Origin of the sequence: Actinotalea sp. JY-7885, assembly GCF_014525465.1 — a bacterium.
Taxonomy (GTDB): Bacteria; Actinomycetota; Actinomycetes; order Actinomycetales; family Cellulomonadaceae; genus Actinotalea.
The window spans coordinates 1-9,205 of record NZ_JACEXH010000137.1; the positions used below are offsets into that span (position 1 = coordinate 1).

A 9,205-nucleotide genomic window follows, 5' to 3' on the forward strand; every position below is an offset into this window, starting at 1 on the left:
ACCGCCCGAGGGGACGCGGACGAGGGAGTCGGCCTCGCCGGTCAGGCCGAGCGCCGCCGCCTGGCCCACGAGCGCGCGCAGCGCGTCCGGGAGGTCGTCGGCGCCGACGAGCGCCACCGCGGGCGCGGGGGTCGTCCCGGCGCGGCGCGCGACGGCGACGACCAGCGCGTCGACATCGAGGCGGGCGGGGTCCTTGGACGTGAGGGTGAGTGTGGCCACCCGCCGATGCTAGCCGCGCGGCCACGTATCCTCGTCCGCGTGTGGTCCCCCCTCGTCCTGCTGGTCGTGGCCCTGTCCGTGGTGCTCGCGGGGTGGGCCGGCTGGCGCACCGCACGGGACCAGCCCGTGATCCTGCGCCAGCTCCTGTTCGGGGGCGTCGTCGAGGCGCTGCTCCTGGTGCAGGTGCTCGTCGCCGCCGTGCGCGCCGTGACCGGGGACGGCCCCGCCGACGCCCCGACCTTCTGGGGCTACCTCGTCACGACGCTCTTCGTGCTCCCCGTCGCGGCCGCCTGGGCCTTCACCGAGCGCAGCCGCTGGAGCTCGGTCGTGCTCCTCGTCGCCTCGCTGACCGTCGCGTTCCTCACGTACCGCTGCGTCCAGGTCTGGACCGGCGTGCCGGCCGTGGGAGCGGCGTGAGCGCGGCCGACGCGCCCGCCGCCCGGCCGACGGGCTCCGGTCCGGGGCGCCTGCTCGTCCTGGTCTACGGCGTCCTCGCGGTCGCGGCGACGGCCCGCTCGGCGGTGCAGATCGGCCGCGACCTGGAGGCGGCACCCCTGGCGTACACCCTCTCGGCCGTCGCCGGCCTCGTGTACCTGGTGGCGACCGTGGCACTGGCCCGTGGCACCGGCGGCTGGCGCCGGGTGGCGTGGGCCGCCGTCGTCTTCGAGGCGGTGGGGGTGGTGGTCGTCGGGCTGCTGTCCGTGCTGGCGCCCGACCTGTTCCCTGACGACACCGTGTGGTCGCGCTTCGGCGCCGGCTACGGGTTCGTGCCGCTCGTGCTGCCCGCCCTGGGGCTGGCGTGGCTCGTCCGGACGCGCGGGTCGGCCGCCGGGCCCCGGCGCTAGGTTGAGGGCCGTGTACCGGCTGCTGTTCGACCAGGTGTTCCGGCGGATCGACCCGGAGCGCGCGCACCACCTCGGGTTCGCCGTCGTGCGGGGCGTCGCGGCGGTCCCTGGCCTGCGGTCGGTCGTCGCCCGCAGGTGTGCGCCGCCGGGGCCGGCCCTCGAGGTGCTCGGGCTGCGCGTGCCCGGCCCGTTCGGCCTCGCCGCCGGCTTCGACAAGGACGCCCGCGGCATCCGCGGCCTGACGATGATCGGCTTCGGCTTCGTCGAGGTCGGCACCGTCACGGCGCTGCCGCAGCCCGGCAACGACCGCCCGCGGCTGTGGCGCCACGTCGATCGGCGCGCGGTGCGCAACCGCATGGGCTTCAACAACGAGGGCGCCGAGGCCGTCGCCGCGCGGCTGCGGCGCGTGCGGGCGGCGGCCTGGTCGCGCGGCGTCGTCGTCGGCGTGAACATCGGCAAGAGCAAGGTCACACCGGCGTCGGAGGCCGCGGCGGACTACGCCGCCAGCGCGCGGCTGCTCGCCCCGCTCGCCGACTACCTGGTGGTCAACGTGTCGTCGCCGAACACGCCGGGGCTGCGCTCGCTCCAGGCCGTCGAGCAGCTGCGCCCCGTCCTGCGTGCCGTCCAGGACGCGGCGGCCGAGGTCGGCGCCACGGCGCCGCTGCTGGTGAAGATCGCCCCGGACCTCTCGGACGACGACGTCGACGCCGTCGCGGACCTGGCCGCCGAGCTGGGCCTGGCGGGAGTGGTCGCCGTCAACACGACCATCGCGCACACGCTGGGCGAGGGCGGCCTCTCCGGCCCTCCCGTCCGCGAGCGCGGCCTCGCCGTCGTCCGGCGCCTGCGCGAGCGGCTGCCCGCCGGCGCCGTCGTCCTCGGCGTGGGCGGGATCACGACGCCCGCGGACGCCCTGGCGTACCGGGAGGCCGGCGCCGACCTGGTCCAGGGCTACACGGGGTTCGTCTACGAGGGGCCGTTCTGGGCGGCCCGGCTGAACCGAGCCCTCGCCGGCCGCTGGTCGACCGCGGTGGCGCGGTGACCCGGGTGCAGTGGGAGTGGCGCTTCCTCGACGCGCAGGACGTGCCGCTCGACCGGCCGCTGAGCCCGGCGTTCACCAACCGGTTCGACGCGGAGTCGTGGCTCGGCGAGCAATGGCGCCACCTCGCCGGTCAGGGCGTCGCGTCGGCGCAGCTCCTGCAGGAGGGCCACCCCGCGGCACCGGCCCTGCCCCTGCGCACGGGCTGAGCACCCGGCGCCCCGCGCGCCGGGCCGGACGTACCGTGACCCCGTGCGCCGCTCCCTGCAGCTCCTCGTCGGTCTGGTCCTCTACGCGGTGTCCATCGCGACGCTCGTCCGGGCCGGTCTCGGCAACATGCCGTGGGACGTGCTGAGCGAAGGGCTCTCGGAGCGTCTCGGCTGGACCTTCGGCACCGTGACCGTCGCGGTGAGCGGCGTCGTGCTGCTGTGCTGGATCCCGCTGCGCCAGCGACCCGGGATCGGGACCGTCGCCAACGTGCTGGTCATCGGGGTCCTCGTCGACCCGTTCCTCGCCGTCCTCGCGCTCCTGCCGCAGCCGCTGCCGGTGGCGGCGGCGATCGCCATGACGGTGGCGGGCATCGGGCTCAACGGGCTCGCGACGGCTTGCTACATCGGCACCCGCCTCGGCCCCGGGCCGCGCGACGGGCTGATGACGGGCGTGGTGGCGCGCACGGACTGGCCGGTCCGCCTCGTCCGCTCGGGCATCGAGGTGCTCGTCGTCGCGGCGGGCTGGCTGCTCGGCGGGACGGTGGGCCTCGGCACCCTCGCGTACGCGCTGGGCATCGGGCCGGTCGTGCACGCGCTCATGCCGCGCTTCCTCATGGCGCCGCGCGGCACCACGCCCCCGCAGGGCGGGGCGCCCTCGACGTCGGTCGAGGCCGCCCCGGCCTGACGGGGTGCCTGGGTCAGGCGGGCCGCTTCTGCGGCGCACCCTCGGCGGTCTTCGCCGGGTCGCGCACGACGACGTCGCCCAGCACCTCGTCGATGCGCGTCATGAGCTCGGCCGGGATCGTCACGCCCGAGGCGGCGACGTTCTCGTGCACCTGCTCGGGACGCGACGCGCCGATGATCGCCGCGGCGACGTTCTCGTTCTGCAGCACCCACGCGACGGCGAGCTGCGCCATGGTCAGATCCAGCTCCTGCGCGATCGGCGCGAGCCCCTGGACGGCGCCCAGGACCTCGTCGTTCATGAAGCGGCCGATCATGCGCGCGCCGCCCTTCTCGTCCGTCGCGCGCGACCCGGCGGGCAGCTCCTGGCCGGGCTTGTACTTGCCGGTCAGCACGCCCTGGGCGATGGGGGACCACACGATCTGGGAGAGGCCGAGCTCGCTGGAGGCCGGGACGACCTCCTCCTCGATGACCCGCCACAGCATCGAGTACTGCGGCTGGCTCGAGATGAGCTGGATGCCGAGCTCCGACGCCAGCGCGTGGCCGGCCCGGATCTGGTCCGCCGTCCACTCGCTCACGCCGATGTAGAGCGCCTTGCCGTGGTGGACGACGTCGGCGAACGCCTGCATCGTCTCCTCGAGCGGCGTCTCGGTGTCGTAGCGGTGCGCCTGGTAGAGGTCCACGTAGTCGGTCCGCAGCCGCGTCAGCGAGGCGTCGATCGACTCCATGATGTGCTTGCGCGAGAGTCCCACGTCGTTGGGGCCACCCGGGCCGGTCGGCCAGTAGACCTTGGTGAAGAGCTCGTACGACGCGCGTCGCTGGCCCTTGAGGGCCTTGCCGAGGACGGACTCGGCCTTGCCGTTGGCGTAGACGTCAGCCGTGTCGAACGTGGTGATGCCGGCGTCGAGGGCCGCGTGCACGCACGCGACCGCGGCGTCCTTCTCGACCTGCGAGCCGTGCGTGAGCCAGTTGCCGTAGGCGATCTCCGAGATCTTGAGGCCGGAGTTCCCGAGGTAGCGATGTTCCATACCTCGGAATCTACGGCAGCGGCCGGCACCCGTGCGCCGACCCCGGGCTCAGACCGGGAACTCGCCGCGCTTGACCTGGGTGCGCGGCAGCCGGGTCCGGCGCAGCTGGAAGGCGCGGAGGACGCCGTACATCACCGCGCCGCGCTGCACCTCGCCGAACTTGTCGGTCAGGCGCTGGCGCAGCTTGCGGCCCAGCAGGATCGCGTCGAGGACCATGGCGGCGACGTACGTGTAGAGCACGACGATGACCACGATGCTCGCGACCGCGTTCTGCCCGGTGAACATGAGCGCGACGACGACGACGATCGAGGCGGGCAGGAAGAACTCGCCGAGGTTGCGGCGCGCGTCGACGTGGTCGCGCACGAAGCGGCGGACCGGTCCCTTGTCGCGCGGCGGGAGGAAGCGGTCGTCGCCCGTCTGCAGCGCCTGGTGCTCACGTTCGCGGGCCGCCCTGGACGCGGCGCGTGCCGCCTTCGCGGCGGCCTTGCGGTCGGCCGGGACCAGCGGCTTGCGCCGCGCCGCCTCCGCCTCCTTGCGCTTGGGCGTCGGGCGCCCCTTGCCGCTCCCGGACGCCGACGTCGGCTCCGGCGGCACGGACTGCTCGGCGGGCGTGGACGCGGGGCGGTTGCGGGACAGCACACGCCCAGGGTAGTCGAGCGCGCGGGTAGCGTGGACGCGTGACCGACGACTCGATGACACCCGACCGCACCGCCTCCGCCCCGCCCGCCGGGCCCGACGTCGCGACGCTCGCGCAGCGTGTCGCGGACGGGTTCGGCGCCCTGCGCGCCGACCTCGAGGCACTGGTGCGGATCCCGAGTGTCTCCGCCGCCAGCTTCGACCAGGCGCACGTCGCCGAGAGCGCGCGGGCCGTCGCGGCGCTCCTGCGCGACGCGGGCATGCCGGAGGTGCAGGTGCTGACCGCCACGAGGCCCGACGGCGTCGTCAGCCGCCCCGCCGTCGTGGCGCGCCGTCCGGCCCCGGCGGGCGCCCCGACCGTGCTGCTCTACGCGCACCACGACGTGCAGCCGCCGGGCGAGCCGGAGGCCTGGTCGAGCGCCCCGTTCGAGCCGACGGAGCGGGACGGGCGCCTGTTCGGCCGCGGCGCGGCGGACGACAAGGCCGGCGTCGTGGCGCACCTGGGCGCGCTGCGTGCCCTGGGGGAGGATCTCGCCGTCGGCGTCACGGTGTTCGTGGAGGGCGAGGAGGAGATCGGCTCGCCGACCTTCGTCGACTTCCTGCGGACGCACCAGACCCTGCTCGCGGCGGACGTCATCGTGGTCGCGGACTCCTCGAACTGGCGCGTGGGCGTGCCCGCCCTGACGACGAGCCTGCGCGGGCTCGTCGACTGCGTCGTGGAGGTCGGCGTCGTGGAGCACGCCGTCCACTCCGGCATGTACGGCGGGGCGATCCTCGACGCGCCGACGCTGCTCGCCCGCCTCATCGCGACGCTGCACGACGACGACGGGAGTGTCGCGGTGCAGGGCCTGGTGAGCGGACCCGAGCCCACCGTCGACTACGACGAGGACGTGTTCCGTGCGGACGCCTCGGTGCTGCCCGGGGTGCGGCTCGCCGGCACGGGCACGCTCACGGGTCGGCTCTGGAGCAAGCCCGCGCTCTCGGTGATCGGGTTCGACGCGACCCCGGTGGACCGGGCGTCGAACACCATCGCGCCGAGCGCGCGCGCCAAGCTCTCGCTGCGGATCGCGGCCGGGCAGGACCCCGAGGCGGCGTTCGAGGCGCTGCGCGACCACCTCGTGACGCACGCGCCCTTCGGTGCGCGGGTCGACGTCCAGGTGGGGGACCTCGGCAAGGCGTTCCAGGCGCCCGCCGACTCGCCCGCCATGCGCGTCGCGCGCCAGGCGTTCGCGGACGCGTGGGGTACCGCGCCCGTGGACATCGGGATCGGCGGCTCGATCCCCTTCATCGCGGACCTGCTCGAGGTCTTCCCCGACGCCGCGATCCTCGTCACGGGCGTCGAGGACCCCGACTCGCGCGCGCACGGCGCCGACGAGTCGGTCGACCTCGCCGAGCTCGAGCGCGTCGTGCTCGCGGAGGCGCTGCTGCTCAGCCGGATCGCCGGCGCCTGAGCACCGGTCGCCGCCGGTGGCACCCTGCGCGCCACGGGCATACCGTCAGGAGATGAGCAGGGGGGCCGTGCTCCGCGAGCGGCTGGACATCGCGGTGAGTGGGCGAGGGCTGAACAGGCGAGGGCTGAGCGCGCCCGCGCGCGCGGGCGGCCCGGTGACGCCGCCGTGAACGCCGCCCCGGGCCGCGCCCGGATCAGCGCGGCGTCGTTCGGCCTGGTCGTGCTGGGCGGGTTCTTCGGCGTCGCCGCCCGCGAGGGGCTGTCCCTCGCCGTGCCCGACGTCGACGGGGTCCCGGTCGTCATCACGCTCGTCAACGTCGTGGGCGCGTTCCTCCTGGGGTTCCTGTACGAGGGCCTCGCGCGACGCGCGCCGGGGGAGGCGGTCGTCAGTCGGCTCAAGCTGCTCCTGGGCACCGGGTTCTGCGGCGGCCTGACGACGTACAGCTCGCTCGCCACGGACACCGCGGTGCTCCTCGACCGCTCGCGCCTCGACCTCGGCGCGGCGTACGTCCTGGGCACCGTGCTCCTGGGGGCCGCGGCGACGTTCGCGGGCATCGCCCTGGGCGCCCGCCTGCGCGGGCCGACCCGGACCGGGGAGGGTGTCGCGTGACCGCGGGCGCGTTCGTCCTGCTGGTCCTCGCCGGGGGCCTGGGCGCCGGCGTGCGCTACGTGGTCGACGCCGCCATCCGGGCGCGGACCACCTCGGCGTTCCCGTGGCCGACCGCGATCATCAACATGACGGGGTCGCTCGTGCTCGGGGCGCTGACCGGGCTGGTCGTGAGCCGGATCGCGTCCACCGAGATGAGCGCGGTGATCGGGACCGGCTTCCTCGGGGGCTACACGACGTTCAGCACCGCGAGCTACGAGGCGGTGCAGCTCATCCGGGAGCGGCGCTACGGGACCGCGTTCGCCTACGGGGTGGGCGTCCTCGTGGTCTGCGTCGCGCTCGCCTACCTCGGGTACCGCTGGGGCGCCCAGGCCTAGCCCGCCGCGCGCGCTGCGTGCGGCCCACGACGAGAGGACCGACGATGACGTCACTGCTCGAGGGCCGGACGGCGCTCGTCACCGGGGGGACCCTCGGGATCGGCCGCGGGATCGCCGACGTCCTGGCCGCCCAGGGTGCGCGCGTCGCCGTCACGGGCCTGACCGAGGAGGAGTGCGCCCAGGCGCGGGAGCGCGGCGTCCCGGCGCACGTGCTGGACGTGCGCGACGCGCGGGCGTGCCGCGACGTCGTGGCCCGGGTCGAGGCCGAGCTGGGCGGGCTGTCCGTGCTGGCCGCGAACGCCGGCGTCTACCCGCAGGCCCGGATCGCCACGATGAGCGACGACGACCTCGACGAGATCTTCGACATCAACGTCAAGGGCACCGTCCACGCGGTCCAGGCCGCCGTGCCGGCGCTCACCGCCTCGGGGCGCGGGCGGGTCGTCGTGACGAGCTCGATCACGGGCAACGTCACCGGGTACCCGGGGTGGTCCCACTACGGGGCGACCAAGGCCGCGCAGATGGGGTTCGTCCGCTCGGCCGCGATCGAGCTGGCCCCGGCGGGCATCACCGTGAACGCCGTGCTCCCCGGGAACGTCCTGACCCCCGGGCTCCTGGCGCTCGGCCAGGAGTACCGCGACCAGATGTCCCGCTCGGTCCCGCTCGGCTACCTGGCCGAGCCGGCGGACATCGGGGCGGTGGTGGCCTTCCTCGCCTCCGACGGCGCGCGCTACGTCACGGGCCAGGGCATCGTCGTCGACGGCGGCCAGGTGCTCCCGGAGTCACCGGAGGCGCTGACCGAGATGGGCGAGACCGGGCAGCTCGGCGAGCTGGGGGCCTAGGCCGCCCGCCTACAGGACGAGCTCCGGCTGGAGCCGCGCCGGGCTCCACACCCGCTGCCGGTAGGCCGCGTACGTCGTCGCGCCCAGCGCCACGACGAGGACCGCGACGAGCACGGCCACGTCCCGCGCGACCGTCCCCAGGTCGCCGCCGTAGAGCGTCTGCCGCAGCCCTTCGACCGTGTACGACATCGGCAACACCCGGTGCAGCGAGCGCAGGGGCTCCGGGATGGTCTGCCAGGGGAACGTCCCGCCGGCCGTGACCAGCTGGACGAGCATGAGGACGAGGCCGAGGAACTGTCCCACGGTTCCGAGCCACACGTTCAGCGCCTGGAGCACCGCGACGAAGGTCGCCGAGGCGAGCAGGAGCAGCAGGAGCGTGCCGATCGGGTGGACGGGTCGGATGTCGAGCGCGAACGCGACCAGGGAGAACATCACCACGACCTGCCCGACGCCGATCAGCGCCGGCGGGATCCAGCCGCCCAGCGCGGCCCACGCCGCGGGTGCGCCGGCGGAGAGCGCGCGCGACGACAGCCCGCGCACGAGGAGGAACAGCATGTAGGCGCCGATCCACGTGGCCAGCGACATGAAGAACGGTGCGAGCCCCGCGCCGTAGGTGCCCGCCCGCGCCATCGTGTCGCTGACCACCTCGACGGGGTTGCCGATCGTGCGCGCCGTCTCGCGCTCGGTGTCAGGGTCCAGGTCCGGGATGCGGGTGAGCCCCTGCTGCAGACCCTCGCGCAGCTGCGTGACGCCGGAGCCGAGCTCGGACGTGCCGTCGCGCAGCGTCACGCTCGACGACGCGAGCCGCGCGGCGCCGTCCGAGACCTGGGTCGTGCCGGCGGCCAGCGTGCACAGGTCTCTCGCGAGGGTGGCCGCCCCGGAGCTCACCTCGGCCGCGCCCGCCGCCACCTCCTGGCCTCCCTGTGCCGCGGTGGCGATGCCCTGCGTGAGGGCCGGGCTCGCGTCCGCGAGCTCGCGCGCGCCGGTGGCGACCTGGGCCGCGCCGTCGCTCAGCTCGTCCAGCCGGCCGGAGGCGTCCTCGACCTGCGTCACGAGCGAGGCCACGGGCGCCCGGGAGTCCTCGAGGAGCGCCCGGATCTCGGCCGCCTCCGCCTCGGTCAGGCGCCCCTCGGCCACGAGCGGCCCCAGCGCCGCCTCGAGGTCCGTGCGGGCCGTGTCGAGCGCGGCGACGGCCTCGCGCGTGGTCGTGACCGCCTCTCGGCCGACGTGCGCCGCCTCGGCCGCACCGCCCGCGACCTCGCCGGCGCCGACGGCGAG

12 protein-coding genes and 1 pseudogene are annotated in these 9,205 nt (G+C 75.3%); 9 read left to right on the forward strand and 4 right to left on the reverse strand.

What is annotated here, in order from left to right:
* A pseudogene (locus tag IDM29_RS12260) lies at window positions 1–219 on the reverse strand (leucyl aminopeptidase); the annotation flags it as partial.
* 39 nt (window positions 220–258) lie between these two features.
* On the opposite strand from IDM29_RS12260, the gene IDM29_RS12265 reads away from it, so the two are divergent.
* The 5 genes from IDM29_RS12265 to IDM29_RS12285 are packed head-to-tail and all read left to right on the forward strand — an operon-like array spanning window position 259 to window position 2,994.
* On the forward strand, window positions 259–636 hold the full coding sequence (locus IDM29_RS12265; protein WP_182111369.1) for a hypothetical protein: 378 nt from the start codon (window positions 259–261) through the stop codon (window positions 634–636).
* A complete protein-coding gene (locus tag IDM29_RS12270; RefSeq protein WP_182111368.1) occupies window positions 633–1,064 on the forward strand; it encodes a hypothetical protein in 432 nt (143 codons plus the stop codon). Before IDM29_RS12265 ends, IDM29_RS12270 begins: the two co-directional genes overlap by 4 nt.
* Before the next feature lie 10 nt (window positions 1,065–1,074).
* Window positions 1,075–2,103 carry a quinone-dependent dihydroorotate dehydrogenase gene (locus IDM29_RS12275; RefSeq protein ID WP_182111367.1) on the forward strand — a complete coding sequence of 343 codons (1,029 nt, stop codon included), beginning with the start codon at window positions 1,075–1,077 and terminating at the stop codon, window positions 2,101–2,103.
* Complete coding sequence (locus IDM29_RS12280) at window positions 2,100–2,309, forward strand: hypothetical protein (RefSeq protein WP_182111366.1); 210 nt, start codon at window positions 2,100–2,102, stop codon at window positions 2,307–2,309. Before IDM29_RS12275 ends, IDM29_RS12280 begins: the two co-directional genes overlap by 4 nt.
* Before the next feature lie 43 nt (window positions 2,310–2,352).
* Complete coding sequence (locus tag IDM29_RS12285) at window positions 2,353–2,994, forward strand: YitT family protein (RefSeq protein ID WP_182111365.1); 642 nt, start codon at window positions 2,353–2,355, stop codon at window positions 2,992–2,994.
* Between the two features lie 13 nt (window positions 2,995–3,007).
* On the opposite strand, the gene IDM29_RS12290 is transcribed toward IDM29_RS12285, so the two are convergent.
* Window positions 3,008–4,018: an aldo/keto reductase family protein gene (locus tag IDM29_RS12290; protein ID WP_182111364.1), complete on the reverse strand. Its 1,011-nt coding sequence runs from the start codon at window positions 4,016–4,018 to the stop codon at window positions 3,008–3,010.
* Between the two features lie 48 nt (window positions 4,019–4,066).
* Complete coding sequence (locus tag IDM29_RS12295; protein ID WP_182111363.1) at window positions 4,067–4,657, reverse strand: DUF3043 domain-containing protein; 591 nt, start codon at window positions 4,655–4,657, stop codon at window positions 4,067–4,069.
* Window positions 4,658–4,710: 53 nt separating this feature from the next.
* Here IDM29_RS12295 and IDM29_RS12300 point away from each other — a divergent pair, with 53 nt between their 5' ends.
* The 4 genes from IDM29_RS12300 to fabG all read left to right on the forward strand — a co-directional run bounded on the left by IDM29_RS12300 (window position 4,711) and on the right by fabG (window position 7,927).
* Window positions 4,711–6,105, forward strand: a complete 1,395-nt coding sequence (locus IDM29_RS12300) for a dipeptidase (protein ID WP_182114188.1) — start codon at window positions 4,711–4,713, stop codon at window positions 6,103–6,105.
* A 165-nt stretch (window positions 6,106–6,270) separates the two neighbouring features.
* Entirely contained in the window at window positions 6,271–6,714 is a 444-nt protein-coding gene (locus tag IDM29_RS12305) for a CrcB family protein (RefSeq protein WP_255491537.1), read from the forward strand.
* Window positions 6,711–7,088, forward strand: coding sequence for a fluoride efflux transporter CrcB (gene crcB / locus IDM29_RS12310; RefSeq protein WP_182111362.1), 378 nt, complete (start codon window positions 6,711–6,713; stop codon window positions 7,086–7,088). The genes IDM29_RS12305 and crcB overlap by 4 nt, the downstream gene beginning before the upstream one ends.
* A 44-nt stretch (window positions 7,089–7,132) precedes the next feature.
* Complete coding sequence (gene fabG, locus IDM29_RS12315) at window positions 7,133–7,927, forward strand: 3-oxoacyl-ACP reductase FabG (RefSeq protein ID WP_182111361.1); 795 nt, start codon at window positions 7,133–7,135, stop codon at window positions 7,925–7,927.
* A gap of 9 nt (window positions 7,928–7,936) precedes the next feature.
* Here the strand turns inward: fabG and IDM29_RS12320 are convergent.
* The coding region (locus IDM29_RS12320; RefSeq protein WP_188037574.1) for a YhgE/Pip family protein at window positions 7,937–9,205 on the reverse strand (1,269 nt) is incomplete at its 5' end.